Source organism: Rhodococcus sp. NPDC060090, from assembly GCF_042729855.1.
Lineage (GTDB): Bacteria > Actinomycetota > Actinomycetes > Mycobacteriales > Mycobacteriaceae > Rhodococcus.
On record NZ_JBHWXB010000028.1, the window covers coordinates 13,614 to 40,119 of the forward strand.

At 64.9% G+C, this 26,506-nt stretch carries 28 protein-coding genes, 1 tRNA gene and 2 pseudogenes; 12 read left to right on the plus strand and 19 right to left on the minus strand.

Going from position 1 to position 26,506, the window contains the following annotated elements:
• Positions 1-8: 8 nt before the first annotated feature.
• Positions 9-1,022, plus strand: a complete 1,014-nt coding sequence (locus tag ACFWCF_RS25265; protein WP_378567595.1) for a magnesium transporter CorA family protein — start codon at positions 9-11, stop codon at positions 1,020-1,022.
• Between the two features lie 10 nt (positions 1,023-1,032).
• Here the strand turns inward: ACFWCF_RS25265 and ACFWCF_RS25270 are convergent, their stop codons facing one another.
• On the minus strand, positions 1,033-1,194 hold the full coding sequence (locus tag ACFWCF_RS25270) for a hypothetical protein (RefSeq protein WP_378567598.1): 162 nt from the start codon (positions 1,192-1,194) through the stop codon (positions 1,033-1,035).
• Positions 1,195-1,341: 147 nt separating this feature from the next.
• Here ACFWCF_RS25270 and ACFWCF_RS25275 point away from each other — a divergent pair, with 147 nt between their 5' ends.
• Positions 1,342-1,539, plus strand: a complete 198-nt coding sequence (locus ACFWCF_RS25275) for a CsbD family protein (protein ID WP_378567601.1) — start codon at positions 1,342-1,344, stop codon at positions 1,537-1,539.
• 67 nt (positions 1,540-1,606) lie between these two features.
• Here ACFWCF_RS25275 and ACFWCF_RS25280 read toward each other — a convergent pair whose 3' ends face one another.
• Positions 1,607-1,801: a hypothetical protein gene (locus ACFWCF_RS25280; RefSeq protein ID WP_054805580.1), complete on the minus strand. Its 195-nt coding sequence runs from the start codon at positions 1,799-1,801 to the stop codon at positions 1,607-1,609.
• Positions 1,802-1,851: 50 nt separating this feature from the next.
• Positions 1,852-3,315, minus strand: a complete 1,464-nt coding sequence (locus ACFWCF_RS25285; protein WP_378567604.1) for a SulP family inorganic anion transporter — start codon at positions 3,313-3,315, stop codon at positions 1,852-1,854.
• A 206-nt stretch (positions 3,316-3,521) separates the two neighbouring features.
• On the opposite strand from ACFWCF_RS25285, the gene ACFWCF_RS25290 reads away from it, so the two are divergent.
• Complete coding sequence (locus ACFWCF_RS25290) at positions 3,522-3,668, plus strand: hypothetical protein (RefSeq protein WP_378490383.1); 147 nt, start codon at positions 3,522-3,524, stop codon at positions 3,666-3,668.
• A gap of 5 nt (positions 3,669-3,673) precedes the next feature.
• Here the strand turns inward: ACFWCF_RS25290 and ACFWCF_RS25295 are convergent, their stop codons facing one another.
• Entirely contained in the window at positions 3,674-5,377 is a 1,704-nt protein-coding gene (locus ACFWCF_RS25295) for a hypothetical protein (protein WP_378567607.1), read from the minus strand.
• 201 nt (positions 5,378-5,578) lie between these two features.
• Here ACFWCF_RS25295 and ACFWCF_RS25300 point away from each other — a divergent pair, with 201 nt between their 5' ends.
• Entirely contained in the window at positions 5,579-6,385 is an 807-nt protein-coding gene (locus ACFWCF_RS25300; RefSeq protein WP_378567610.1) for a replication protein, read from the plus strand.
• 1 nt (position 6,386) lies between these two features.
• Here the strand turns inward: ACFWCF_RS25300 and ACFWCF_RS25305 are convergent, their stop codons facing one another.
• Complete coding sequence (locus tag ACFWCF_RS25305) at positions 6,387-6,860, minus strand: hypothetical protein (RefSeq protein ID WP_378567613.1); 474 nt, start codon at positions 6,858-6,860, stop codon at positions 6,387-6,389.
• A 211-nt stretch (positions 6,861-7,071) separates the two neighbouring features.
• On the opposite strand from ACFWCF_RS25305, the gene ACFWCF_RS25310 reads away from it, so the two are divergent.
• The 3 genes and pseudogenes from ACFWCF_RS25310 to ACFWCF_RS25320 all read left to right on the plus strand — a co-directional run.
• Positions 7,072-7,389, plus strand: coding sequence for a hypothetical protein (locus ACFWCF_RS25310; protein ID WP_378567616.1), 318 nt, complete (start codon positions 7,072-7,074; stop codon positions 7,387-7,389).
• 98 nt (positions 7,390-7,487) lie between these two features.
• The gene (locus ACFWCF_RS25315) at positions 7,488-8,720 is read left to right on the plus strand and encodes a lipase family protein (RefSeq protein ID WP_378567620.1); all 1,233 of its coding nucleotides are present in this window, start codon (positions 7,488-7,490) and stop codon (positions 8,718-8,720) included.
• An 86-nt stretch (positions 8,721-8,806) separates the two neighbouring features.
• Positions 8,807-9,871 (plus strand): annotated as a pseudogene (locus ACFWCF_RS25320) (aldehyde dehydrogenase family protein); the annotation flags it as partial.
• Positions 9,872-9,924: 53 nt separating this feature from the next.
• On the opposite strand, the gene ACFWCF_RS25325 reads toward ACFWCF_RS25320, so the two are convergent.
• Positions 9,925-10,740 carry an LLM class flavin-dependent oxidoreductase gene (locus ACFWCF_RS25325; protein ID WP_378567623.1) on the minus strand — a complete coding sequence of 272 codons (816 nt, stop codon included), beginning with the start codon at positions 10,738-10,740 and terminating at the stop codon, positions 9,925-9,927.
• A gap of 77 nt (positions 10,741-10,817) precedes the next feature.
• On the opposite strand from ACFWCF_RS25325, the gene ACFWCF_RS25330 reads away from it, so the two are divergent.
• Positions 10,818-13,283, plus strand: coding sequence for a molybdopterin oxidoreductase family protein (locus tag ACFWCF_RS25330; RefSeq protein ID WP_378567626.1), 2,466 nt, complete (start codon positions 10,818-10,820; stop codon positions 13,281-13,283).
• A complete protein-coding gene (locus ACFWCF_RS25335) occupies positions 13,280-13,768 on the plus strand; it encodes a hypothetical protein (RefSeq protein ID WP_378567629.1) in 489 nt (162 codons plus the stop codon). The genes ACFWCF_RS25330 and ACFWCF_RS25335 overlap by 4 nt, the downstream gene beginning before the upstream one ends.
• A gap of 64 nt (positions 13,769-13,832) precedes the next feature.
• On the opposite strand, the gene ACFWCF_RS25340 is transcribed toward ACFWCF_RS25335, so the two are convergent.
• Together ACFWCF_RS25340 and ACFWCF_RS25345 are read right to left on the minus strand one after the other, a co-directional pair.
• Positions 13,833-14,069: a YrhK family protein gene (locus ACFWCF_RS25340; RefSeq protein ID WP_378567632.1), complete on the minus strand. Its 237-nt coding sequence runs from the start codon at positions 14,067-14,069 to the stop codon at positions 13,833-13,835.
• A gap of 199 nt (positions 14,070-14,268) precedes the next feature.
• Positions 14,269-15,474, minus strand: a complete 1,206-nt coding sequence (locus ACFWCF_RS25345; RefSeq protein WP_378567635.1) for an RtcB family protein — start codon at positions 15,472-15,474, stop codon at positions 14,269-14,271.
• A gap of 289 nt (positions 15,475-15,763) precedes the next feature.
• Between ACFWCF_RS25345 and ACFWCF_RS25350 the strand changes: the two genes are divergently transcribed.
• Positions 15,764-15,964, plus strand: coding sequence for a hypothetical protein (locus ACFWCF_RS25350; RefSeq protein ID WP_378567638.1), 201 nt, complete (start codon positions 15,764-15,766; stop codon positions 15,962-15,964).
• Positions 15,965-16,001: 37 nt separating this feature from the next.
• Here the strand turns inward: ACFWCF_RS25350 and ACFWCF_RS25355 are convergent.
• The 8 genes from ACFWCF_RS25355 to ACFWCF_RS25390 form a co-directional block, all read right to left on the minus strand.
• Positions 16,002-16,075, minus strand: a tRNA-Leu gene (locus ACFWCF_RS25355).
• A 95-nt stretch (positions 16,076-16,170) separates the two neighbouring features.
• Entirely contained in the window at positions 16,171-17,124 is a 954-nt protein-coding gene (locus ACFWCF_RS25360; protein WP_378567641.1) for an exopolyphosphatase, read from the minus strand.
• Positions 17,121-17,648 carry a DUF501 domain-containing protein gene (locus ACFWCF_RS25365; protein ID WP_378567644.1) on the minus strand — a complete coding sequence of 176 codons (528 nt, stop codon included), beginning with the start codon at positions 17,646-17,648 and terminating at the stop codon, positions 17,121-17,123. Before ACFWCF_RS25365 ends, ACFWCF_RS25360 begins: the two co-directional genes overlap by 4 nt.
• Entirely contained in the window at positions 17,645-18,058 is a 414-nt protein-coding gene (locus ACFWCF_RS25370; protein WP_378567647.1) for a septum formation initiator family protein, read from the minus strand. The genes ACFWCF_RS25365 and ACFWCF_RS25370 overlap by 4 nt, the downstream gene beginning before the upstream one ends.
• Before the next feature lie 296 nt (positions 18,059-18,354).
• The gene (eno, locus tag ACFWCF_RS25375; RefSeq protein WP_378490394.1) at positions 18,355-19,641 is read right to left on the minus strand and encodes a phosphopyruvate hydratase; all 1,287 of its coding nucleotides are present in this window, start codon (positions 19,639-19,641) and stop codon (positions 18,355-18,357) included.
• Positions 19,642-19,780: 139 nt separating this feature from the next.
• Positions 19,781-20,542: a lytic transglycosylase domain-containing protein gene (locus ACFWCF_RS25380; RefSeq protein ID WP_378567650.1), complete on the minus strand. Its 762-nt coding sequence runs from the start codon at positions 20,540-20,542 to the stop codon at positions 19,781-19,783.
• A gap of 104 nt (positions 20,543-20,646) precedes the next feature.
• Entirely contained in the window at positions 20,647-21,657 is a 1,011-nt protein-coding gene (gene galE, locus ACFWCF_RS25385; RefSeq protein ID WP_378567653.1) for a UDP-glucose 4-epimerase GalE, read from the minus strand.
• 55 nt (positions 21,658-21,712) lie between these two features.
• Positions 21,713-22,807, minus strand: coding sequence for a sugar transferase (locus tag ACFWCF_RS25390; protein ID WP_378567656.1), 1,095 nt, complete (start codon positions 22,805-22,807; stop codon positions 21,713-21,715).
• Between ACFWCF_RS25390 and ACFWCF_RS25395 the strand changes: the two genes are divergently transcribed.
• On the plus strand, positions 22,787-24,232 hold the full coding sequence (locus tag ACFWCF_RS25395; RefSeq protein ID WP_378567659.1) for a LuxR C-terminal-related transcriptional regulator: 1,446 nt from the start codon (positions 22,787-22,789) through the stop codon (positions 24,230-24,232). The two genes, ACFWCF_RS25390 and ACFWCF_RS25395, sit on opposite strands and share 21 nt — an antisense overlap.
• Before the next feature lie 233 nt (positions 24,233-24,465).
• On the opposite strand, the gene ACFWCF_RS25400 is transcribed toward ACFWCF_RS25395, so the two are convergent.
• Entirely contained in the window at positions 24,466-25,179 is a 714-nt protein-coding gene (locus ACFWCF_RS25400) for a potassium channel family protein (protein WP_378567662.1), read from the minus strand.
• Here ACFWCF_RS25400 and ACFWCF_RS25405 point away from each other — a divergent pair.
• The gene (locus ACFWCF_RS25405; protein ID WP_378567665.1) at positions 25,170-25,436 is read left to right on the plus strand and encodes a hypothetical protein; all 267 of its coding nucleotides are present in this window, start codon (positions 25,170-25,172) and stop codon (positions 25,434-25,436) included. The two genes, ACFWCF_RS25400 and ACFWCF_RS25405, sit on opposite strands and share 10 nt — an antisense overlap.
• A 224-nt stretch (positions 25,437-25,660) precedes the next feature.
• Here the strand turns inward: ACFWCF_RS25405 and ACFWCF_RS25410 are convergent, their stop codons facing one another.
• Together ACFWCF_RS25410 and ACFWCF_RS25415 are read right to left on the minus strand one after the other, a co-directional pair.
• On the minus strand, positions 25,661-25,879 hold the full coding sequence (locus ACFWCF_RS25410) for a hypothetical protein (protein ID WP_378567668.1): 219 nt from the start codon (positions 25,877-25,879) through the stop codon (positions 25,661-25,663).
• A gap of 373 nt (positions 25,880-26,252) precedes the next feature.
• A pseudogene (locus tag ACFWCF_RS25415) lies at positions 26,253-26,506 on the minus strand (hypothetical protein); the annotation flags it as partial.

The window sequence follows — 26,506 nt, forward strand, 5'->3', positions numbered from 1 at the left end:
CTTCGAGCATGACGAATCTCCCCGGAGACGTGCGTACCCGGCTGTGGCGCGACGGTGTGCTCGTCGCGGAGGACTTTCCCCTCGACGATGTCTCAGAGCATCTCTCGGACGAGCGGGCATTGCTGTGGGTGGACCTGCTCGATCCCGGACACGACCAGCTGAGCGCTCTCGCAACCGAGTTCGAGTTCGAACGCCACGCGGTCGAGGACGCAGTGGCACGGGGCGAACGTACCAAGGCCACCCGCTATCCCAGCCACACGTTCCTCACGGTGTACGCGACCCACCTGGAGCAGGAGCACAGCTCGTTCGACGACATCGGGTCGCGCCTGCGCACCACCCGGGTGTCGGCGTTCGTGCTCCCTCGCGGAATCGTGACGGTGCGTCGCGGAGGACAGTTCGACATCGACGAGGTCGTCGGCCGGTGGGACGAGCACTCCGATCTCATGCGATTCGGCACGGGCGCCCTCCTGCACGGCTTGCTCGATGTGATCGTGGACGGTCAGTTCGACACCGTCCAGGCCTTGGACGACGCGATCGAGAGCATCGAGGACGGACTCTTCGGCGACGCACCGATGAGCCGCGCGACCCAGCACCGCATTTATCGTCTCCGGAAGGAACTCGTCCAGCTCAGGCGCGTCGTACTTCCGATGCGCGAGGTGGTGAGCGCAGTGATGCGGCACCGCACCGAGACCGGTAACCATGCAGAACTCGACGGTTGGTACACCGATCTCTACGATCATGTCATCCGCGCGACGGAATGGACCGAATCGTTGCGCGACATGGTGACCACACTGTTCGAGACCAACCTGTCGCTGCAGGACGCACGACTGAACACGGTCATGAAGAAGCTCACCGGTTGGGCCGCGATCATCGCGGTCCCCACTGCGGTCACCGGGTGGTACGGCATGAACGTGCCCTACCCGGGCTTCAATGAGCCGTGGGGTGTGCTCGTCAGCGCTTGTGTCATCGCGGGGTCGGCGGGACTGCTGTATCTACTGTTCAAGCGACGCGACTGGCTCTGACCGCGTGCATTCAGACGAAGACGAAGATCAACACGATGACCAGCACTACGGCGATGACTGCCGCGATCGCTGAGATCACAGACGTACGACGCCTCCCTGCGCCGCTGCGCACCAACTCAGGATCGGCGTCCGGTGCGTCACCGATGGGGTCTCCGTCGTTCGAATGAGACATGGCACCTCCCGAATCATCGTGGACTGACGCTGGTGTACTCAGGCAGTCTTGCACGTGCGGGTCGCTGCTGTGCGGACGTTTGCGCTCCGAGTCGGTGGGTACACGTGAAGAGCACGAGCATTGCATCGGCAATCACGAGGAGGATCGATGGCCGACTTCATCGACAAGGCCAAGCACAAGGTGGAAGAAGCCACCGGCAAGGCCAAGGAACAGACCGGCAAGGCTACCGACGACCGCGACCTCGAAGCTGAAGGCAAGGGCGACCGCGCCTCGAGCGGCATGAAGCAAGCCGGCGACAAGGTCTCCGACGCTGTGGACGACGTGAAGAACGCGTTCAAGAAGTAGCCCCGAACCATAAACGAGCGAGGGCCGGTGTACGGAAGATCCGTACACCGGCCCTCGTTCTGTGCGTCTATTCCGACGCTCCCTCGGTGCTGTCGAAGAAGTGCCACGTCCCGTCGTTCTCGTGCTGGGCCTCCATGCGCCATCCGAGTTCGGTGTTGTCCGCCCGAATGTCGACGAACCACGCGTGCGCGTCGTCGGCGCTTTCGATGTCCTTGGTGTCCACTACATCCCCGCTGGGGTCGATCACTCTGTACGTTGCCATGTGGTGGGGCTTCCCGGAAGGGACGATGATCAAACGTCGCTGCAATTCTGTCAGCTGTCGCCCAGTTTCCCGGACAGCATCTCGACACGTCTCAGGCTGGCGCCGTCCAGGCCGACGATCTGCGCGGTCTTCCCCTTCTCGGAGTACTTGTGCAGCACCGAATCGAAGGTCGCGACCGTCGACGCATCCCACACCTCCGCGTCGGTGAGATCGATGACGACATGTTCGGGGTCACCGGCGTAATCGAACTGGTAGACAAGGTCGTTGCTCGATGCCCAGAACAGTTCGCCCGACACCGTGTAGGTGCGCACGCCGTCGGCGTCGTCGGTGGCGTGCACCCGTGTCATGTGCGCGACCCGGCGTGCGAACGCGACCATCGCGGTGAGCACACCTGCAACGACACCGATCGCGAGGTTGTCGGTGGCCAGCGTTCCGACCACGGTCACCAACATGACGAGCGTTTCGCTGATCGGCATGAGCTTCAAGGTGCGCGGGGTGATGCTGTGCCAGTCGAACGTGGTCACGGCGATCACGATCATCACAGCGACCAGCGCCGCCATCGGGATCGCTCCCACGACGTCGCCCACCGTCACGCACAACACGAGCAGGAACACACCTGCGAGGAACGTCGAGATGCGGGTCCGGGCCCGGCCTTCCTTGACGTTGATCATGGTCTGGCCGATCATCGCGCAGCCACCCATCCCGCCGAACAGTGCCGCAGCACCGTTCGCGACGCCCTGTCCCCAGGCTTCGCGGGTCTTGTCGGAGTGGGTGTCGGTGATGTCGTCGACGAGCTTGGCCGTCATCAGCGACTCCATCAATCCCACGAGCGCCAGGCCCACCGCGTAGGGCGCGATGATCCCCAGTGTTTCCACCGTGAACGGCACGTCGGGGATCATCCAGGTCGGGAAGCCTCCGGGAAGCTCGCCCTGGTCGGCCACGTCGGGAACATCCACACCGAACAGCACGACGACGCCGGTCAGCACGACGATCGCGATCAGTGCGGCAGGCACCGCCGTGGTGAGCTTCGGGATGAACACCACCATCGCGATTCCGAAGGCGACCAACGGATAGACCAGCCACGGGACGTCGAACAGATGCCCGAGCTGCGCACTGAAGATGAGGATGGCCAGCGCGTTGACGAACCCGATCATCACCGAGCGCGGAATGAACCGCATCAACCGCGCCACACCGGTCACGGCCAGCACGATCTGCAGAGCGCCGGCCAACCACACGGCGGCGATCAGATAGTCGAGCCCGTGCGAGGCCACCAACGGTGCGATGACCAGGGCCGTCGCACCCGCAGCCGCCGACACCATCGCCGGACGCCCACCCACGAACGCGATGGTGATGGCCATGATGCAGGACGTGTACAGCGCCACCTTCGGGTCGACGCCCGCGATCACTGCGAACGAGACGACCTCGGGAATCAGGGCAAGCGCGGTAACCAACCCGGCGAGGATTTCGGTGGTCAACCTCCGCGGCGATCGGAGAGTTGCGAGGACGGTATGCACCGATGAAGTCTAGGCACGCGCGTCGTGGCATCGCGCGTCACGGCAGTGCACAGTGTAGAGTTGGACCATCGACCGGTTCGCTACATCCGGACATCTTCCCCGATACGAACCTCGATGATCCCTCCCGAGCTGCACGTTGCTGATTTTGCGCACCCACGTGCTCCTCGGCGATACCCAGATTTTCACGCAGTACCGAAAGGACTCATATGAGCCAGTACACCGAAGACACGGGCCCGCTGTTCCTGCAGCCGGTCAACCCGCACCAGACCGAACCCGAAGTGGTGGAGGCGGAACACCAGTCTTCACCCGAGCCGTTCGACTACAAGTCGATCTTCTCGTCGCGCGGAGCTTGAACCACCTATCTCCCCGCGAATTCGGCGAGCGCCTCCGAAACCGGTTCGAGGCGCCCGTCGTTGCGCTCGCCGGCTGCAGTGAGCACGTCGATGTGGTTGTAGCCCGGCAGCACGATCGGTAGGTCGTCCGGATGTTCTGATTCCGGCAGCGAGATACCGCCGCTGCCCTGCAGCATGAGGATCGGATGTCGCGCGACCCCGTCCCTGTGGATGTGATGCGTGGCAAACGACGCGGCCGACAACAGTGCCAGATCCGACGGCAGCCGAGTCGGGAAGTACCACTCGGTGAAATCGAGTGGAGGTTCCGACAGATTGCGCGCCAGTTCGTTGATCGACGAGACCTCGCTCGCCGGAGTCGTATAGCGCGACTCGTCCGGAAGCGATTCCGCTGTTCCGACCTCGTCGTAGTCGAGCCACCTGTAGAGCACCTCCGGTCGGCCGTACACCGACGGTGACGCTTTCGGTGCGTCGCCGAACAATCCCGAACCCAGTACCTCGGGTGTGCTCGGGACGGGAAACAGCTTGTCCTGCACGGGGGCTCCCGTGATGAAACCGATGCTGGCCTGCAAGAACCCGAACGGCTGCGAATTGTCGTCGAGGATCGCTCCGAGAACCGCCTCGTTGGTGGCATTCAGCGTGCGTACATCCGGATCCCCGGTTGCGAACATCGCGGCGTCCTTTGCGAACAGAGCCCGCAACGTCCAGTCGACGTTGGGGTTGCCCGGCAACCGCTCGACGAGATCGTTGACGCCCTCCGGGTCGAGACGTGCCGCGAGACCTGCCAGCGCGAGCATGTTCGTCGTCTCCGGGTTGATAACTGCCGGAAGTGCCAGCACCGGCATGGCCCCGGTAATCGCTCCCGTCGCTGCGTCGACCGGAGCTTTCACGATGTCGGGAATCTGCGGGAACGATCCACCCATCGGTGCGGGAGACTTCGCGACGATCGCGGTGTCGAGTGCGAAATATCCCGAGCACTGGTTGAATCCGGCGTCATCGAGGGTGTGCGCGTTGCCGTCGAAATCCCATTCGGCGAAGAACCCGGTGATGGAGCCGCCCAAAGAGTGCCCGCCACACAAGACCTTCTCCCTGCGGAGTTGCGGGTCGGGAAGCTCGTGTCGTAGAACGTCGTACTGGTCGCGCAGGGTCTGTTCGAGTCCGACGTGTGCAAGCCACGCGACGTCGTCGCCCGCGGCGTACCCCGCGAAGCGTGACCCATCGATCTCGGCGTCGTGGAAGTAGTAGTCGGTGGCAGTGTCGAAGTCGCCGGTCGCGAGTGCCGCCTGAACGCCGGTGTGGTCTTCGAGGCAGTTCGAGCGCCTGTCGAGCGCCCAGAACTCGACGTGCGCGCCCCGCTTATCCGCGGCGACGACGGTATTGCGTGCGACGCTTTCGAATGCGCCTGCACCCTCGAAGATTCCGGGCTGTGCAACGAAGATGCGGTCGGCAGCCGCCGACTCGGCGGGCCCCTCTGCTGAACGCCACCGCAGGTAGGACAACCGGTCGCATTGTTCGGGTCGCGGACCGACGTTCTCCGGCAGCGGGACAGCGATCGACACCACGGATCCGATCACTTCATCGGCGAGCGGTGCCGTGGAGGTGTACGGGGCCTCGGTTCTGCCGTCCTGAGCGGAGGCGTGTTGCGCGACGACGACGCTCCCTGCGAGCGCTGAGGCTATCGCCAACGCGACCCGTATCGCAGTGCTCCCCATCCCATCCCCCAGTGCTTCGGCCCGACCCCCACGTCAGGATTCAGCAACAGTAGCGGAGACGCAGCGATGAAACACGGTCCGCGGTGTTCCGTAGACATCGCGTACAACGCTGTGCCAAGATCATCGCCACAAATGAAAAAGGTGCCCGCCGCGAGCTTGGACCCTCGCGACGGGCGTCGTCCGACTATCGAGGAGTCGAACGTGGCACAGCATACCCATGCCCGATTACAGGGCGGAATCAGACGCGGCCCACGCCTGGCCGACAACTTCACCGTCATCTCCAACGTCGTCATCAACGACGACCGGCTGAGTTTTCGCGCCAAAGGCCTGCTCATCATGTTGCTCAGCAAGCCCGACGATTGGCACATCCGCTCCGAATGGATAGCACGCCACTCCCCCAAAGAAGGCCGCGACGCCATCCGCACCGCGATGCGCGAACTCGCCGAAGTCGGGTATCTGGTGGTGGAGAAGTTCCAGGACGAACGCGGACGATGGATCACGATCCAGACAATCTACGAAGAGCCGCGCGGTGAAACCCCTGTTCCTCCGAGGCCTGGGAAACCACCCGCCGGAGCCGCCGACATCGGAAATCCCGTCCCTCTTACAAGTACTCAGAAACCAAGAACTGAAACGAACAACGACGTCGTGGCGTCGTCGACTCGTCCTGAAACAGACGACAACCGCGCCCTCGACGCCCTCGAAGCCGCAACGGCGGCCGCAGGTTTGGTGGCGTCGTTCAACCGGATCAAACCGGCTCAGAAGTGCGAGATCCTCGCGCTGGCCGCGCTGCACGGCGTCGATGCCCTCGCGTCGACCGCGAAAGTCGCGCACCGCCCAGCGAACCCCACGATGCACGTGCACGGTTGGCTGCGCTTGTGGCGCGCACTGCCCGCACCCCGGATGCCTTTGCCTCCCAGGTGCGGGCAGTGCGACGAATACGGCTGGCTCGACGACGACGAACACGGACGCGCCGTCCGGTGCGGTTGTCGCGTGCCGGTTGCCGCCTGACTCACGCCACGTCGACGACACCACCGCACGACGTCGTCGGAATGCTCCACAGCGGAATGCTGTTGACGGCACTCACCGTGAACTCGACGGCACCGGGACCCGAGTTCAGATCGAACGTCACAACGTCTCCGCCCGGATACGCGACGGTCGCGGTGTCGTAGAGCGTGCCACTGTCGCCGGTGTCGACGTTGTGCCAGTCGAGCTTCACGTCGGTCTGATATCCGCCGGCGAAGAACCACAGGCTCGACACGTCGGGCATCTGGAGTTGCGTTCTGCCCGGCTCGGTCTGCCAGCTGAACAGGCGCGCCGGCGCGTATGGCTGGTCGAGGATGTACGGACTCACGCCCCAGCACCGATCCATCGGTACCTCGACCGTTTCGGCCGCGGCCGTTCCGGTTCCCACTGCGAGACCTGTGAGCATCCCGGCGGCGACGATCGTGGCGGCACCAGCGCGACGAAGGGCTCGTAAAGACATGCTTACACCTTTCTTATCGGAGGCAGTCCGGCCAGTGCACCATGAATACGAACACTTTTGGTGGTTTCAACCGGAGACGCAGCGATGAAATCACGGTCCGCGGACAGAAACAGCAGGTCGGGCAGGACGTTTCTGTCCACTGGCGTTGTGGTTGTGCGTATTTGCCGGATGATTCAAGAACACCCGCTCCGGTCGGCGGTGGGTTTCGGCCATGTCGTTGAGTCTGCAGATTCAGCTTGCCATCGCACTGAACATCTACGCCTTGGCGATGATTCTCGCGCGATCGTGGATTTATCGGGTACCGGTGTATCGGCCGATGGTCAAGAACTTCTTCCTGTCGGTGGCACCGCTGCTGCACATCCTCGTGGTGGCATCGTCCGCGGTAGTCGCGGGCCTGCTCTGGCAGCCGCTCGGTCTGGCGGCCGCTCGAAGACCTTCCTCCGCCTCCACGGGTTTCCTCACCTCGACGACCCGAGGAAACCCGTGCGACGGGAGGAAAGTTTCCCCGAGCCGGGTAGTTGGGCGGTGAACCGAGCTACTTGTGTAACGCATGACATACCTGAGGCGACCATCCAGCGAGGAACCGTGCCAAAACGGACAACCGCCCGCCCACGAGGAAGCCTTGAGATGCGTCTGACCGCAGGATCCATGACTCGACGAATCGGCACCGCCATCATCATCGCTTCGACTGCGGCGCTCACTGCCGCAGCCCCCGCGACGGCCGACACCATCGTCTACCCCGCCACACTCCACGACGCGTTCTTCAGCACCCCGGCCGACATCGCCGATCGGCAGCCCGGTGACGTACTCGCCGCACGCGCCGTACCGCCGCCGCTCGGGTTCCCCGGCACCGATGCGGTCCAGCTCAAATTCCGCTCGACGAATTCCCACGGTGAGCCGATCTCCGCAGTGACGACGGTACTGTCGCCGCGCGGCGCTGCACCGGACCGTCCACTCCTCTCCTATCAGGCCATCATCAACGCCCTCGGCCTCGAGTGCGCTCCATCCACCGCGCTGTATGCCGCGAATCCGTTGCGGGGAATCCGCGAGGCTCCCGGACTGATCCTGGCGATTCAGCGTGGATGGTCACTCGCCATACCCGACCACCTCGGACCGAACAGCGCGTACGGCGCAGCAAAGGTCGGCGCGCAGATCACCCTGGACGGAATCCGCGCCGTGCAACGGCACTCTCCACTCCAGCTCGCCGGTAGTCCCGTCGGGCTCGCGGGTTACTCCGGTGGTGGCATGACCACCGCGATGGCAGCGGTGCTGGCCCCGACGTACGCGCCGGAACTCGACCTCGTCGGCAGCGCCTACGGCGGGGCACCCATGGACATCGGCGAGATGGCCAAGGGACTCGGCGAATCCGCCCACCCTGCCTTCGGTCTTGCGATGGCAGCCGCACTCGGACTCGAACGCGAGTATCCCGACCGGATGCCGATCACTGCGCAACTCAACGAGCCCGGGCAAGCGCTGCGCGACCGGATCGCCAACGCGTGTACCAATGAGATCCTGGCCTCCGGCGCAGGTCTGAGTATCGCCGACGTCGCCGATCCTGAGGTCGGCATGTCGCTGCTGGAAAGTCCGTCCGTACGCGAAGTGCTGATCGAGAACAGCGTCGAACAGGTCCCGGCAGTGCCGAATGCTCCGGTATACGAGTGGCATTCACCTACGGATGTTCTGATTCCCTTGGACTCGATCACCACCACTCTGCGCAGGTACTGCGACGCCGGGGTACCGGTTCTGTCCGAACTCGTGCCGAGCCCCGACCACATCACCGCCGCAGTGATCGGACTTCCGGGCGCCTTGGACTTCTTCGACGGCCGATTCGCAGGAGTCGAGCCCCCGTCGAACTGCTGAGGTTCGCCTGCCTGACACTGAAAGATGCGGTCGTACCTGCTGTCAGGAGGCAGAGTGATCCGAAGTCCGATCCTTGTGTAGACGCGCACCCACCGGGCACCGGCGAACCCGTGACACGCGTCCCGATCGCCGATGCCTCCGCGGTCGATGGTGCGATCGGTCGGGCTCACCGCGCCGCCCGGGAGTGGGCGGCGATGCCTGCCGCCGAGCGCGCTTCCTGTCTGAGTGCGGCCGCCAAGGCTGTAGGAGAGGCCGCTGAAGAGCTCGCCGAACTCAACGAACGCGAAACCGGCAAGGTCCACGATGATGCGCTGGGCGGTGTCGGTGCAGGGGTCGGCACTCTCGTGCAGTACACGGAGCTCGGTCCGCTGCACCGTGGCCGTAGTCTGCACGGCGCCTGGTCTGCGACCGATCTGATGGTCCCCGAACCACGCGGTGTCGTCGCGGTACTCACCCCGTGGAACGACCCGGTCGCGGTCGCAGCAGGCCTGCTCGGTGCTGCACTCGTCACCGGAAACACAGTGGTGCACAAGCCCAGTGAGCGCTGCCCGAGCGCCGGTCGCCGGTTTGCCGAGATCATCGCCGCGCACCTGCCCGGCGGTGTCCTGGAGATCGTCGACGGCGACGGGGCCGTCGGCGCCCTGGTCGACGAGGCTCACCGATGGGCAGACCGGATCGGCCCGCTCGTCGACGAGCGGCACCGCGCCCACGTGCACCTGCACGTCACCGACACCGTCGAGAACGGGGCACGACTACTTATCGGAGGCGAGCGGCCGTCCGGCCCGGGATCGTTCTATCCGCCGACGGTGTTGGCCGAGTGCACGCCTGACCTGCTCGCGTCCCGGGAAGAAACGTTCGGTCCGATCGCACCGGTTCGCGTGGTGCCCGACTTCGAGACAGCCCTCACCGAAGCAGCCAGCGACCGCTACGGTCTCGCCGCTACCGTCCTCACGGCCGACATGCGCCGCGCCCAGACCGCGTGGCGCACTCTCCCGGTGGGCACCGTGAAGATCAACGGGGTCTTCGGCGGAGCACCGGGCGGTGCCTCCGAACCGCGGCGGGCCAGTGGCAGCGGCTTCGGTTTCGGCCCGGAGCTGCTCGACGAAATGACCGCAATCAAGGTCGTCCACTGGTCGCCACCAGCGAAATGAGACGGCATCCCGGAGTTTCCGGCGCAGCGTTTCGGTAGGAAGACCGACAGGGTTTACGCGAACCGCGTTCGGACCTCCGCGACAGCGTCCACCAGTCGCAGCAATCGCTCGCTGCCGTCCGGCGCTCCCTCTGCGTCGATGCCACAGACGGTGAGCCGCGTGGCACCCGCCTCCGCATACGGACGGGCTGCCTCCTCGATATCCGCAGCAGACGCGTCGGCAGGCACCATCACCGGCATGACGACGTCGAACGGGGGGTCGATGCTCTTCGCTTCGCGGGCCTGCAGGGCGACACGCAGGCTCTGTCGCAACTCGTCGGGCGTCTCGTTGCCACCCCCGAGCAGGACGCCGTCACCGAGTTCGCCCGCGATGGCGAGTGACTTGGGTTTGGTCGCCCCTATCAACAAGGGTGGTACCGACTCGGGCGGATACGCCAGACGTACATTGTCGAGGCGGACGTAGTCGCCCTGGGTGGTGACGGTCTCGCCGTCGAGCAACGAGCGAAGCGCAGTGCTGTATTCACGCAACAGCGTGATGGGCGACTTCGCACGCACACCGGCCTGACCCATCCACTCGAGGATACCGTGGCCGAAACCGGGAAGCAGACGGCCCGGGAAGAGTCGCTCGATCGTCGCGATCTCCATGGCCGAAAGAGCGACGTTGCGCAGCGGCACGGGAATGAGACTGATCCCGACACGGATACGATTCGTCCACGCGAGGACGGCGGCGGCGGGAGCCAGCCCCGACTCCGCGAAACAGTCCTCCCAGAGCCAGAATTCTTCGATATCGGCGGCTTCGGCCGCCAGGGCGACGTCGCGAAGGCGCTCAGGTGGCTGGCTGGGCGGGAATACGATGCCGATGGTGGTCATGCCGCCACGATATGTGGAAAACACGCGACTCACGCCGTAAGCGTTTGGAGGCGGTGCTCTCGGGTACCGCCGATGCCATGACAACTGTGGACCGCATCCGAGAGCCCTGGGGCATGCGCACGCCTTACGGACCCGGACAGCCCTGGCCGACCCGTGTCGATTCGTATCTCGCCGACGGACTCACAGACGACGACGTGGACACATGGGTGCAATCGGCGTCGATCCTGCACTCGAACGGCGACGGCCTGGACATCGCGGTGAAGGACGGACGCATCGCCGGGGTGCGTGGCCGCGCGGTCGACCGGGTCAACCACGGTCGGCTCGGCCCGAAAGACCTCTTCGGCTGGCAGGCGAACCATTCACCGGATCGGCTCACCGTGCCGCTGATTCGCCGCAACGGCAAGCTGGTGGAAACGGATTGGGACACAGCAATGGATGCCGTGGCCGGCCGAACGAAGGAACTGCTGGCCGAGCGCGGCCCCAGTTCCGTCGGTTTCTACACCACCGGTCAGTTGTTCCTGGAGGAGTACTACACGCTGGCTCTCATCGGACACGGCGGTATCGGCACCAACCACATGGACGGCAACACCCGGCTGTGTACCGCCACTGCCGCGGCGGCGCTCAAGGAGTCATTCGGGTGCGACGGTCAGCCCGGTTCCTACACTGACGTCGATCATGCCGACGTCATCGCGTTGTACGGGCACAACATGGCCGAGACACAGACGGTGCTGTGGACACGGGTGCTCGACCGGCTCGCCGGCCCGAATCCGCCGTCCGTGATCTGCGTCGATCCGAGGGAGACGCCCGTCGCTCGTGCCGCCACGGTGCACCTGGCGCCGCGACCGGGCACCAACGTGATGCTCATGAACGGGCTACTGCACGAGATCCTGCACCGGGGCTGGATCGACCAGGACTACATCGACACCCACACCATCGGATTCGACGAGTTGCGCACACAACTCGAGCAGTACCCGATCGAGAAGGCCGCCGAGGTGTGCGACGTCCCACTCGCTGATCTCCGCGAGGCCGCCCGCCTCCTCGGCACGGCCCAGCGACTTCTCTCGACCGTCTTGCAGGGCTTCTATCAATCGCATCAGGCCACCGCGGCCGCGGTGCAGGTCAACAACGTGCATCTGGTGCGCGGCATGCTGGGAAAAGCCGGCTGCGGGGTGCTGCAGATGAATGGCCAGCCCACCGCACAGAACACTCGCGAGTGCGGCGCCGACGGCGACCTCCCCGGTTTTCGGAACTGGGCGAACGACCAACATCTCGAAGAGCTCGGACGGGTGTGGAACATCGATCCGATGCGGATCCCCCACTACACCGCACCCACTCACCTCATGCAGATGATGCGGTACGTCGAGGACGGCTCGATCCGGTTCCTCTACGTCAACGGCACGAACCCGGCGGTGTCCTTGCCGGAGTTGAATCGCATTCGCGAGATCCTCACCCAAGAACGGCTGTTCCTGGTGGTACAGGACATCTTCCTCTCCGAGACCGCACAGCTGGCCGATGTCGTGCTGCCCGCGGCGACGTGGGGTGAGAAGACCGGGACATTCACCAACGTCGACCGGACGGTACACCTGTCGGACAAGGCGATCGAGCCGCCGGGAGACGCTCGATCGGACTTCGACATCTTCGTCGACTACGCACACCGACTCGATCTGCGGGACAAGGACGGAGCGCCGCTCGTGAAGTGGTCCACACCGGAAGAGGCGTTCGAAGCATGGAAGGAGTGCACGGCCGGACGGCCGTGCGACTACACCGGAATCAGTTACGGCATGTTGCGCGGCGGAAGCGGTGTCCAATGGCCGTGCAACGATGAAGAACCCAGCGGCACCGAACGTCTCTATTCGGACGGAAAGTTTTGGGCTGCCCCCGATTACTGTGAGAGTTACGGCCGCGACATGGTGACCGGTGCACCACTGTCCCCCACCGAATACAAAGCGATGAACCCGTGGGGCAAGGCGGTCATCAAAGCTGGTGAATACCTTCCACCGCACGAAACCGTGTCGGAGGAGTACCCCTACATGTTGACCACCGGCCGCACGCTCTATCACTTCCACACACGCACCAAGACCGCTCGGGCACCGCAGCTTCAGCAGGCTGCGCCGGAGGTGTGGATCGAGATGTCGGCAACCGACTCCACACGGCACGGATACTCCGAGGGCGACCTGCTACGCATCACCACGCCGCGCGGCCATGTGGAGGCGAAGCTACGGATCAGCGGCATTCGCGACGGCGTGCTGTTCCTCCCCTTCCATTACGGCTACTGGGACACCCCGGCCGGACACGAGCCGGGCATCGAAGGGCGCGCCGCGAACGAACTGACGATCACCGACTGGGATCTGGCATCGAAACAACCGCTCTTCAAGAGTGGCGCCGCCCGCGTGGAGCGTGTCCGGTTCAGCAACGATATCCCGTCCGCTGCACCCACGATCACCGCGTCGAAACCGGTGAGTGCCGGGATCCCCGAGACTACAGGCGGCTCGGACGCGAATGTATCCGAGACACTCGTCGAGGCACCTGGAGGCGCGTCGTGAACAAGGTTGCGATGGTGATCGAGGAGCTGCATCGGTCCGAGAACGATCTGGCGAGCGAACTTCTGCAGATTTCGGACCGCCACAAAGTCGACCACGAGATCTACTACCTCGGAAGAGATCTCGCTCGCTGGTCTCAGCAACACGTGACCGAGCTCGCCCACGTCGGGCGGGACTACGACTTGGATATGGATGCCGAGCCCGACAAGGACCCGAACATCTTGGCGCAGCTCCGACAGAAGGGAAGCGAACTGCTGGGTCGGCATCACGCACCGAGTCTTCTGTTGCTGCGTGACTTACGGGAGATCCATCGCAAGGCGGCCGGCGTCTCCTTGGACTGGGAGATCCTCGCCCAGTCCGCTCAGGCATTGAACGACCGCGAACTACTCGCCGCCACGAAACGTTGCCATCCGCAGACCCTGCGTCAACTTCGCTGGGCCAATGCGAAACTCAAGGAGATCGCCGCACAGGCCATCGTGACCGCATGATCGGTCTTGCCCCGCTCCTCTCGTTCACGGTCGGTCGCCCCGGTGCTGTTCGACAGTCCGCTGCTCAATAGTCGAAATCACGGTCATCGGACCCGGTACGCGATCCCAGACGGCGCAAGTGGATGCGCCGGCCGAGCCGGATCACCGGGCGGGCGAGGAAGTCCAACGACCCGAAGAAGAACAGCCAGGTACCGGCCATCTGGGTGGACTCGAAGAAGAACAGCACGCTGCCGACGAGAAAGAACACTGCGATCAGCACGTCATTGACGATCGACGCGGCCTCGTAACGGTTGTTGATCACAATCTCTTCATGCCCCACGGGCACGCGAAGGGACGGATCGGGATCAGTGTGGTCGGTAGTCATATTTCTGCGCGTACCCGACGGGTCGCTCCGGTATGCCCGCGGAGAACCAGACGCGTTCGGCATGTCCCACCACGGCCCGCCGGCTGGGCCGGTCTCTATTTCCTGAGTGGGCGGCGAACCACTCGGATCGAACGGGTCAGGTGCCTTTGACGTTGAGGATTTGACGCAGCTCATGCACCACCTCAACCAAGTCGCGAGCATCCTCCATCACCACATCGATGTCCTTGTAGGCGTCCGGGATCTCGTCGATCCACTCCGCGCCGTGCCGGTACTCGATACCCGCCATCCGCGTAGCCAGATCGGCTTCGGTGAACCGACGCTTGGCTTCCGCCCGGGAGAAACGCCGCCCGGCGCCGTGTGGCGCGGACTGGAGACCGGGACGATTTCCCTTGCCTCGCACGATGTACGAGCGAGTGCCCATACTTCCTGGAATGATACCGATCACCCCGTCGTGCGCATCGATCGCACCCTTGCGGGTCAACCAGACCGACTGCCCCAAGTGCTGTTCACGCTGGGTGTAGTTGTGGTGTGTATTGACCCGCTCCACCTCGACCACGGCCGCGTCCACGCCGAGCCAGTCGGCGAACACAGTGAGGTATCGGTCCATCATCTCGGCGCGGTTGAGGTAGGCGAAACGCTGCGCCCAATGCAGCTCGTCAAGGTAGCGGTCGAACTCCGGCGTGCCTTCCGGCAGGTACGCATGGTCCTTGTCTGCCAACGGGACGAACCACTGGGCGCACAGTCGCTGGGCGATTGCGATGTGCTTCTGGGCGATCTTGTTGCCCACCCCGCGGGAACCGGAATGCAGAAACAGCCACACCCGCTCGGTGTCATCGAGACACAACTCGATGAAATGGTTTCCGCCACCGAGCGACCCGAGCTGCTCGCGCCACTTCGGAGAATGCGACAGATCCACCTCGCGTTCGGCGGCGAGCTGTTCGAGCTCGTCGATCTTTTCGCGGGTGAACGCGAAACGGTCCCGGCGCTTGTTGTAGTTGCCAGGGGACAGCGGTATCGCCTCTTCGATGGCCTCGCGCAGGCGTGTGAGCGGGCCGGCTTCGAGACCCTCGGAGAAGGCATGGGTGAGGTCGGTGCGGGTGTAGCAGGTGCGCACGGCGATCATGCCGCACCCGATATCGACGCCCACCGCAGCGGGGATGACCGCGCCGATGGTGGGAATGACAGTGCCCACCGAGGAGCCCTTGCCTGCGTGGGCGTCGGGCATCAGCGCGATGTGCGGACGAACGAACGGCAGCTTCGTCAAGGCCTCGGCCTGGCCACGAGTGGTCTCGTCGAGGATGGATGCGAAGTTCGCAATCCGCCGTTCGATCCGCGGGGACATCGCTTCAGCTCCGTTCTGGTTTCAGGGCGACCCGGGTCTGTCGAATCCGGACACCGAGTCTGTGCCGTTCACGGTATCGGTACCGGTCAACCCATTATCGGCTTCCTGGTGCCGCAAAAGCTTCGCCCATCGCCCCTACCGTGATATTCCGGAGAGAGTATCCACCGTACAAACGGGTACTACTTCCGGTAGCCGGGGTGTCTGCCGAGGCCGCGGCAGCACCCCCGGTGCCAGCAGTCAGATCGGTCGGCGCAGCCCGGCACATTCACTCACGACGAGAGGTCAGGACATGGACAACTTCCGAAATCCCAGCAGCTTGTCGGACGATGAAGTTGTCGAGGGCGTGGCGTTCTGGGACCAGCGAATCCAATATTTCATCGCCGAGGGGGAACTCGACTCCATCGAACCTGCCCGCGAATCCCACCACGACTTCGTATCAGAAGCAGAGAAGCGCGGCCTCCGCCGTCAGGCACAGCGTCGTCCGTCGTGAGTTCTGCAGATGGACCTTACAACTCTCCCTTGACCTGTGCCCCCAGTCGGACTCGAACCGACACTGTGCGGATTTTAAGTCCGCTGCCTCTGCCAATTGGGCTATAGGGGCGTCCGGCTCACACTAGCGTGTGAGCCAGTCGCGACGATCCCAGCTTCCCGCGACTGCAATCGCGCACGCGGGAAGCTGAGATGGTCGCGGATACATCATCGCGCGAGCGACATCGCGATGCCGTCGAGGATGTCGTGCTCGCTCACCACGAGTTCGGTGATTCCGGCACGGCGACCGAGTTCCTCGGCAAGCACGGTGGTCACGATCGCACCACCACCGATGACGTCGACGCGTCCTTCGTGCATAGGTCCGAGAGCCGCACGTTCGGCGCGGGTCGCGGCGACGAGCCCGTCACACACTTCCTTCAACCGCCCGAACGGGACCGACGACAGATGGATCTTCGCCGGGTCGTACTCGTCGAGGTCGTGGGCGAGCGCGGCGAGGGTGGTCATGGTGCCCGCGACACCCACCCACGTCTGTGCCTTCTCGACGGGCACGTGTTCGAGCGCTTCGGCGATCTTCTCCCCCGCGACCATGCGCGCAGCCGCGACCTGATCCGCGGTGGGCGGGTCGTCGTGCAGGCATCGCTCGGTCAAACGCACGCAGCCGATATCTGTGGAATATGCTGCGTGCACACCGTTTTCATCGCCCAGGACCACTTCGGTGGAACCGCCACCGAGGTCGACGACGACGAAAGGCCCACGTGCCGGGTCGAGTTCACCCACCGCTCCAGCGAACGACAGGCGCGCTTCTTCGTCGCCCGTGATGACTTCGGCTTCGGCACCGGGGATCACGGCACCGAGCACGTCGCGGGTCATGGCGAAGAAGTCCTCGCGGTTCTGCGCGTCGCGGGTCGCCGATGTCGCGACCATCCGCACGGCGGTGGCGCCGGTCTCGCGGATGAGGTCCGCGTATTCGACCAGTGCGACGCGGGTACGTTCGATCGCTTCGGGCGCAAGGCGACCCGTCGCGTCGACGCCCTGCCCGAGCCGCACGACCTTCATGAGCCGGGTGACGTCGGTGAGGGTGCCATCGGAGGCGATGTCGGCGATCAGCAACCGGATCGAGTTGGTGCCGCAGTCGATGCCGGCAACACGGACGGTGCTCACTGAGGTTCTCCGCGCAGCTCGGCGTACGTGGGCCAGTCGGCGGGGATCGCGGTGCCGCGGAGGCCTGCGTCGGCGGCGAGCGCCACCGATTCGTCGCCCAACGGGTTGAGACCCGGCCCCTTGGCAAGCGAATGAGCAATCAGCACGTGCAGGCACTTGACGCGGTCGGGCATGCCACCACCGGTGAAGTCGGTGCCGAGGGATTCGATGGCGTTACGCTCGTCGAGGTACGACTTGTGGGCACGGTGGTACGCGGCAGCGAGGTCGGTGTCGGTGTCGAGGCGCTCCGTCATCTCCCGCATCACACCGGCCGATTCCTGACGACTCGCTTCGGCGGTGAGCCGAGGGTCGGTCAGGTAGTACAGCGTGGGGAAGGGCGTGCCGTCGGGCAGCTTCGGTGCGGTCTTGACCACACCGGGCGCGCCGTCGGGGCTGCGGTAGGCGATGGCGAGGACACCGCGGGGTTCGCGCCCGAGCTGGGCGGCGACGGCGTCGAGGTCTTCCTGCGGAACGGGAGCGGTCACCCGGGAATATCTCCTGGTTCTGGGGGTGCCACGGGCATGTGCTGCGGCACCGGGTCGGTGTCGGGTTCGGGTGGCGGTTCGACCACCGAGAGCCACAGGTCGCTGTACCAAGCGCCGGTGGACGGTGTTTCCGGCTCCTTCTCCTCGTCGACGAGGGTCACGTCGCCGGGCAGCTGGACCTGGTACGGGATGTCGCCGGGCATCACGAAACCCAGACGATTGCGTGCCTCCGCCCGGACCCAGGCGGGGTCTTCGATGTGCGCCTTCTGCTCTTCGAGCGCCGAGATCTCGCGCTCGAGCTGTTCGCGTTCCTGCGCGATCTGCTCGGCTTCCGAGCGTTGGCTGACGTAGGTGCGCAGCGGCACCGCAAGAGTCAATGCGAGTCCGCATACGACGAGGGCCAGGATCACTGCGCGTCCGGTGGACAGCCCGAGGATGGTGCGTTCGGTGCGGGGACGACGCCCGTCGCGTGGAGCTCCGACGCGAGTTGGCCGCGCACGGCCCGTGCTCCCTCGCCCACGTCGGGACGAGTGAGCGGGATCTTCTCGACCTGCGGGCCGTGCACCCGCGGTCTCCGGACCGAGGTCGGCCGGGGCGGTAGATCCCGACGGACGTGTCCGACTGGGACGACGGGCCCCCACCGCACCCTCGGTGCGGCTGCGGCGGGCGCCGGGTCGGGATCTACCGCGCTGACTCATACCTGACTTCAGCCCTCGATGTTGAAGCGCGGGAACGCGAGCTCGCCGGCGTAGCGGGCAGCGTCGCCGAGCGATTCCTCGATGCGCAGAAGCTGGTTGTATTTGGCGACACGCTCGCTGCGGGCCGGGGCACCGGTCTTGATCTGGCCGCTGCCCACAGCGACGGCCAGGTCGGCGATGGTGGTGTCCTCGGTTTCACCGGACCGGTGGCTCATCATCGTCTTGTATCCGTTGCGATGCGCGAGATCGACGGCGTCGAGGGTCTCGGTGAGGGTGCCGATCTGGTTGACCTTCACCAGCAGCGCGTTGGCCGCACCCTTGACGATTCCGTCTTCGAGGCGCTCCGGGTTGGTGACGAACAGGTCGTCGCCGACGAGCTGGATCTTGTTGCCGATCTTGTCGGTGAGCGCGACCCAGCCATCCCAGTCGTCTTCCGACAGCGGGTCCTCGATGGAGACCAGCGGGTATGCCGAGAGCAGGTCGTCGTAGAAGTCCGCGAGCTCGGCGGCGGTGCGGTTCTTGCCCTCGAATGCGTAGCCGGTGCCCTCGGTGTAGAACTCGGTGGCGGCGACGTCGAGCGCGAGCGCGACATCGCTGCCCAGCTTCAGGCCGGTCTTGGCGATGGCCTCGCTGATCAGGTCGAGTGCTTCCCTGGTGCCCGCGACGTCCGGCGCGAAGCCGCCCTCGTCGCCGAGGCCGGTGGCCAGGCCCTTGGCCTTGAGCACCGACTTGAGCGCGTGGTACACCTCGGTGCCCCAGCGCAGGGACTCCTTGAAGGTGGCGGCGCCGATCGGGGCGACCATGAACTCCTGGACGTCGACACCGGTGTCGGCGTGTGCGCCGCCGTTGAGGATGTTCATCATCGGCACGGGCAGGATGTGGGCGTTGGGCCCTCCCAGGTAGCGGTACAGCTCGAGGCCGGAGGCCTCTGCACCGGCCTTGGCGACGGCGAGCGACGCACCGAGCAGGGAGTTCGCGCCGAGACGACCCTTGTCGGGGGTGCCGTCGGCGTCGAGCAGCGCCTGGTCGACGGTGCGCTGTTCGGTGGCATCCAGGCCGATGATGGCCGGGGCGATCTCGTCGAGGACGGCCTCGACGGCGTTCTCGACGCCCTTGCCGTTGTAGCGGTCGCCGCCGTCACGCAGCTCGACGGCTTCGTGCTCGCCGGTGGAGGCACCGGACGGCACGGCAGCGCGAGCGAAACTTCCGTCGTCGAGCAGCACCTCGACCTCGACTGTGGGGTTGCCACGGGAGTCGAGGATCTCGCGGGCTCCTACCTGCTCAATGATGGCCACTGGCTGATTCTCCTTCGATGGACTTCACGCTGCGGGGTCTGCACGCTGAAGACAGCGTAACCGCCGCGACCAGGCAGTGAAGCACGGGCGCGCCGCCCGGAGAAGTGCGGGAGCGTCGGCCTGGTCGTCAGGTCTGCGTTCATGGCCGCACACCGACCCCGTATGCGGCAGCACGGTCGCGTACGAGGGCGAGATAATCGCCCGACAGGTTGTAGGCCATCAGGGCCCTCGTCCAGCCTTCCGCGGTGGTCAGGTCGCCACCGCGGTCGCACAGATATCTGCCCGCACTCAATGCCGCATCGTCGATGTTGTCCGGGTCGGCGATGCCGTCGCCATTCGCGTCGACGCCCCAGCGCTTCCACGTCTCCGGGATGAACTGCATGGGTCCCATCGCTCTGTCGAGGATCGGGTCGCCGTCGAGTTCGCCGCCGTCGGTGTCGCGGATCTCGGCGAGGCCGGGCCCGCCGTCGAGCGGAACCCCTCGGATCTCCGGGTTCGCGGTTCCGTTCTCGTCGAGGCTCGCTCCCCCGTGCCTGCCGTGGTTGCTCTCGACGCTGCCGATTCCCGCGAGCGTGGTCCAGGCCAATCCGCATCCGGGATCCGAGGCACTCAGGACCGCCGCGGCGTGCCCGTAGGCCTCGAGTGCGATCACTGGGACGCCCAGGGTGTCGGCCTGCGGTTCGGCCCAGTCACGCAGGAGCGCGGAGGTTCGGCCCGGTCCCTCGAAGTCGATCGGCGGCACGGGCACACCGGGGACCGGAGGGACACCGTCGGGAACCTCAATTCGCGGCAACTGGGGTGAGCGAAGGTTGGAACCCACCGCGATGATCACCGCCACTATCAGCGCGCTGAACACGAACAGCGGCCAAGCCGAGCGACGACGTCGTGGAGCGGGATACACTCCTCCATCTTCCACACGCGCGAAGAACCGCAGGTGAACGCGCCTACGCGGGCGATCACGAAGATCACCCGCGCAGGCTCGGACAGTGGGGACCCTCGAGGGGTTTACAGGGCCCCCACCGCGAGTGCAGCGCCCTGTCTCGACGCAGTCATCGTGGCCTTCCTCGACACCGACCATGCCTCCCATGCGCTGCTGACGATGTCGTCGAGGTCATGGCGTGCCTTCCAGCCGAGTTCGGTGCGGATCCGGGTGGCATCGGCGACCACGCTGGCAGGGTCGCCGGCTCGAGGTTCGTCGATTTGCCAATCGAACGGCACGCCACTCGCCTGCTGTGCCGCGCGCATCACATCGAGCACACTGGCGCCGTACCCGCACCCGACGTTGTAGACGGACGCCATCGGAGCGCTGTCCATGGCGTCGATGACCGTGGCGTGTGCGTCAGCAAGGTCGGTGACGTGGATGTAGTCGCGGATGCACGTGCCGTCGGGGGTGTCGTAGGTGTCTCCGAACACCGAGGGTCGCTCTCCGCGGTCGATCGCCTGGAACACCCGAGGGATGAGATTGTGGACGCCTCGGTCGGCGAGTTTCATGTCGCCGGCGCCGGCCACATTGAAGTAACGGAGTGCGACCCAGTCGATTCCTTCGGCAGCGGCAACGTCGCGCAGCAGCCATTCACAGATCAATTTGGTTCGCCCGTAGGGAGATTCCGGAATGGCCGGAGTCTCCTCGGTTACGGTACCGTCGTCGACGGTTCCGTATACCGCGGCGCTCGACGAGAACACGATCCTCCGAACATCCAGTCGCACCATCGCGGCGAGGACACTCTGCATGCCGTGCACGTTCTGCCGGTAGTAGTAGGAGGGGCGAGTGATGGACTCGTCGAAAGCTTTCCAGCCTGCGAGGTGCACCACGGCGTCGACGTCGTACATGTCGATCACGTCCATCAGAAAGTCGGTGTCGAGGACGCTACCCACTTCGACGGGCACTTCGGCGGGGAGCAGTTCCGGGTGCCCGCTGGATAGATCGTCGACGACCACCACCTCGCGACCGGACGTCGACAGGGCCCGAGTGACATGTGTGCCGATATACCCTGCACCTCCGGTCACCAGCAGCATCAGAACAGCCCTTCTCTCGGTATATCTTTCTTACACAACGCTATTGGTTGATGTTTCAGTACGCTCCGTCGCTGCGAAGAACGGCTCGTAGTGTTCGGCGCAGGATCGACAGGTCCATTGCGAACGTCCAGTTCTCGACATAGCGGAGGTCGGCCCGGACCGCCTCCTCCCACGGTAGGTTGCTGCGACCGCTGACCTGCCACAGTCCGGTCAGGCCCGGCTTGACGAACAGCCTGCGCGCCGCACCGTCTTCGCCGTATTGCGCGACCTCTGTTTCGAGCGGCGGACGGGGACCGACCAGCGACATGTCGCCCTTGACCACGTTGAACAATTGCGGCAGTTCATCGAGCGAGTACCGGCGGATGAACCGACCGACGGGTGTGACTCTCGGATCATCGACGACTTTGAACAGCACACCGGCACCGACGTCCTGATCCGCAAGCTCGCCGATACGCTGTTCGGCATCAGCGACCATGCTGCGGAATTTGTACATGGTGAACAGTTTTCCGCCGCGACCGACTCTCGGCTGACGGAAGAGCACGGGTCCCGGACTGCCGTACCTCACCGCGGCGGCAATCGCGAAAAGCACCGGAGTGATGCTGATGAGGATGAGCAGAGCGAAGACTCGGTCGCAGATATTCTTGACTGCCCACGCCGGCCCTGTATAGCGGGGTGCGCTCATCTGGAGCAGCGGTAGCCCTGCGAGCGGAGCAATGTGCAGGCGCGGGCCGACCACGTCCATGAGCACCGGCGCGATGAGCAAGTCGGCTCCGAATCCTTCGAGGTCCCAGCTGAGCTTCCTTGTGCGAGAGTGGGTATGCCGTCCGGAAGGAAGGAGCGCCACCGCGTCGAATTTGTGAAGCTGGGCAATTCTCGCGATGTCGTCGTCTGTTCCGAGTATCGGTATGTCGTCGATGGCAACCGGTGTTGCAACCGCTGTATTGTTCGTAGCAAGGCAGATGCCGTCGATTTTCCAGCCGGATTTCTGGAGATCTCCTGCACGAGAAACAAGTTCGTGGATCTCTTCTGCATCGCCGGCCACCAGAACCGATCGCAGACAGCGTCCCTGCCTGCGCGCGCGAGACACGACATTCCGAAGCGATTTCCGGCCGACCAATGTAAGTGGGCCTTGACGATTGCAGGCGAGCACTGGGTATCGCTCTACACCAGCGGTTTCCCAGGCACCCTCGGCGCTGCCCTGGTCGAACGCATTCCCGCCGCGATCGCCGACGGCAATCCGACGATCGCGGCCATTCGGCGCCTCCACCGGCAGTTCGCCGCGCCTCGCGATGTGCCGATCGCTGCGGCCGAACCCGACGCTGCCGCCGGAGTCACTCCCGCTCCCGCCGAGGTGATCATGCGTGCGATGACGCTGCGCATAGGCGGGTACTTCACCGAAGCTGCCGCGGTGTGTGATGCGGTCGCCGACGCTCCGGTACCGGTGTTCGAGACGCTCGACGACTCGGTGCGCCATGCGTATGCCTTCTACTATCTGCACATCGGCATCACCTATCTGCTCGCTGACCGCGTCGGCGAGGCCACGATGCTGCTGCGTCGTGCGCACACCGCGGGGAGGGGGATGTTCGTCGAGCGCGACGCCGCCGGCAAGCTCGCCCTCACCTACGCGGCGCGCGGGGTGTCTACCGACGCCCAACGCTGGATCGAGGAAGAACAACACCATCCTCCGCTCCCCGGCAAGAGCGAAACACTCGTCCGGCCCGCCGGAGTGATCGCAGCCGCACTGGTCGCGCTCGACCGGCTCGACCCCGACGCTGCCCTGAACATGCTCACCGAACTCAGGACCCCCGCCGACCACGAGGAATTCTGGGCATTCGCGTTGTACGTGCACGGCCACCACGCCTTGCTCACCGGGATGCCCGCAGACGGACTGCGGCACATCGAAGCCGAGCTGCAGCGCTATCCGACACTGTACGGCGGTGTGTCCGGTCTGCTCCTCGACGTCGTGCGCGCCGACCTGAATCTAGCTCTCGGTCACCTCGACCGTGCCCGGCACCTGATTGCGGGGTCGACGCATCCGCTCACTGCACCTGTGCGCGCCCGGGCCTGTTTGCTGCGCGACGATCCTGCCGGCGCTGAGGCTCTGGTCCACCACTACAGCGCCGATCCTGAGTGTGGGCCCAGAGTGTCGATGGAACTGGCGGTGCTCGGCGCCGCCGCAGCGTGCGCCCTGGGACACCGCACCGAAGCCCGGCGTCATCTCGATCGTGCGAGTGTGTTGTCGCGGCAGACCGGGACCGTGCGGCCGTGGACGATGGTGCCCTCCTCGCTGGCCCGGGAGCTCACATCACTCGGGATCGATTTTCCGGTCGCTCTCGAGCGGATGGTCGGCGAGTTCGTCGTCTTTCCGGTCGCCCTGCCACTGGTGCGACTGACACCACGTGAACGGGTCATTCTCGACGCGTTGGTTTCCGGTGGCAGCGCCGCGACCATTGCGGACGCCGAATTCGTCAGCGTCAACACCGTCAAAACGCAGCTGCGGTCGTTGTACAAGAAGTTGGGTGTGCGCTCCCGTCGGGATGCCCTCGCCACGGCCCGCAGCCTGGGCCCCCACTGAGTTCGGGCAGCGATTCATGCGATGTATCCGGTTGACTGCCGAGCCGGTTCGCGGTTGCGGTTCTGGGTGCGGCCGTCGGCGGATCGTCGGCGCCCGCGACGGATACGTCGTAGTGTCCGCGTTCGAAGCCGGGTTTGTTGCTAGGCCGCGTCCTCAGGCGCCGTGGACGTGGGCGGCGGCGCCCATCCCCACGGCGCGCCACGACCACCGCGGGCGTCGAAGTAGGAGTGGAGTCATCGGGAGTTCGAGTGGTGCAGCTCCTCGCGCAGCGCAGCGATCTCGGCAGCCAATTCCGATACTTGCGCCCGGGTAGCGGCCTGGTTTGCCTCATCCTGCTCACCGACCCGTTCGACGAGCCACGACGCAAGGGTGGCGGTGATCACGCCCAGCAGTGCAATTCCGGCAATCATCAGGCCCACCGCGATCAGCCGTCCGGTAGCCGTCACGGGAGCGAAATCCCCGTATCCCACCGTCGTGACAGTCACTGCCGACCACCACAACGCCTCAGGAAACGTTTCGATCAACGATTCGGGAGCATCGCGTTCGGCGTCGAGCATCGCAAGCGATGAGATGACCAACAGCAGCATCGTCGCCCCTGCCGCATAGGCGACTACTTGGCCGCGAACGGCCGTACCCACAGAACGTTGCATCACACCGAGCAATGTCACGAGACGGAGCAGACGCAACGGACGAAACATCGGAAGCACGACCATAGCCAACTCGTGTAGATGGCGTACCAGCCAGTGCACCCGGCGATCTGCCAACAGCACACGCGCCACGAAATCGGCGGCGAAGAGCACCCACGTTCCCCACATCACGAGGTCGGCCACGCTGGCTGATGCGCCGGTCGGTCTCACAAGAACCGTCCAGGCGTATGCGCCGAGAAAAGCGAGAGCCGCCATCATCAGGGGCCATTCGGACAGGCGTTTCCACTCTCGTGCGGTCATCACACGATGATGACCGCACCCCGATCAGTGAGCGGAGCCGGTACCTGGCGCCGAGAAAGCGGCACTGGATCGTCAAGCATGTCGGGCGGATCGCATTCGGATTCATCGATCCCGACAAGCCAGCAGCGTCCGGAACGGCATGCCTGCCTGCACCGGATGACGCAAGCATCGATGCCGCCTGCTCCCTGCGCGGAGCCGCACTACTGCGATCGACGGTCGGTCAGCGCCGAAGCGAGAACTACACCGACAGCCCCTGAAGCCGTTCCTATCAGCACGCAGTGTCGGGACAGCCACGCCTGTGCGCTGAAGGCCATGACGCGTTCATCGAACGCGCCGTGCGCGGTGAAATCTTTCCCGACCTGACCATCCACGGGGTGCCAGATATTGCTCGGTTGCTCAGGATCATGAGGCTGGTCGGTCTGCTGAGAGGCAGACCCCGCGGTGGAGTGGCGGGCGCGGTGGTATCGCTCCACAGACCCTCCTACGAATCGGGTTGAGGGTATTCGCATTCGATACTCGGGTTCACTCCGGCATAGTTCAACGGTCCGGCCACGATGGTGACGGCGATGGTGCCGACACTGGCGCAGTTGGTCGAGGCGTCAACGTAGTAGCCGCGTTGCCCAGCGGCGACAGCACCGATGACCAGCCATATCAACACCAGCACAGTGAGCAGACTCGGAAGCCTGCTTCGGGTTCGCATCGTTTCCTCCTGTCCACGAGGGTCAGCGGCGGGCACGCCCTCCTGCTGCGGCGAGGTCTACGTCGGCGGTGCCGCAACCCACCGGTGTCTCGTCGAGGCCGGCTCGGTGCAAGATGCGCCGCATCTGCTGGCGGCCCGACCGTGGTGAATGCAGCGTCGGCGGACAGGCGCGTGCGTCGAGCGTCTCGGTGCCGCTGACGTTAGTGACCTGCGGCTCAACAGCCAAGGCCGAGTGGCCTCGATCCACGCATGGTTATGTGATTGCAATGCCCGAGTCGATCCTCGGTCAATAGATGTGAGGCTGCCCTCGTCCACCCGAGAACAGCGCTGCCGCATCCCGAGCAGATCCCTGATGCCGCGGTGCCGACGGTGTTCAGCCGTGGCGGGGCAAGCGCACGACGTGGAAGAAAAAGTTGTCGATCCGGCGAACCACGTCGGCGAACTGAACGAAATCGACCGGCTTGGTGATGTAGGCGTTGGCGTGCAACCGATAGCTGCGCAGCAAATCTTCCTCGGCGGCGGAGGTGGTTAGCCTCGATCTTTCTTGAGTCCCGCGTGTCGACCTGAACGCTTCGGATTGGTTGTTGCCGTCGCTGACCTGGTGCCGGGCGACGACGAGTCGTCCGA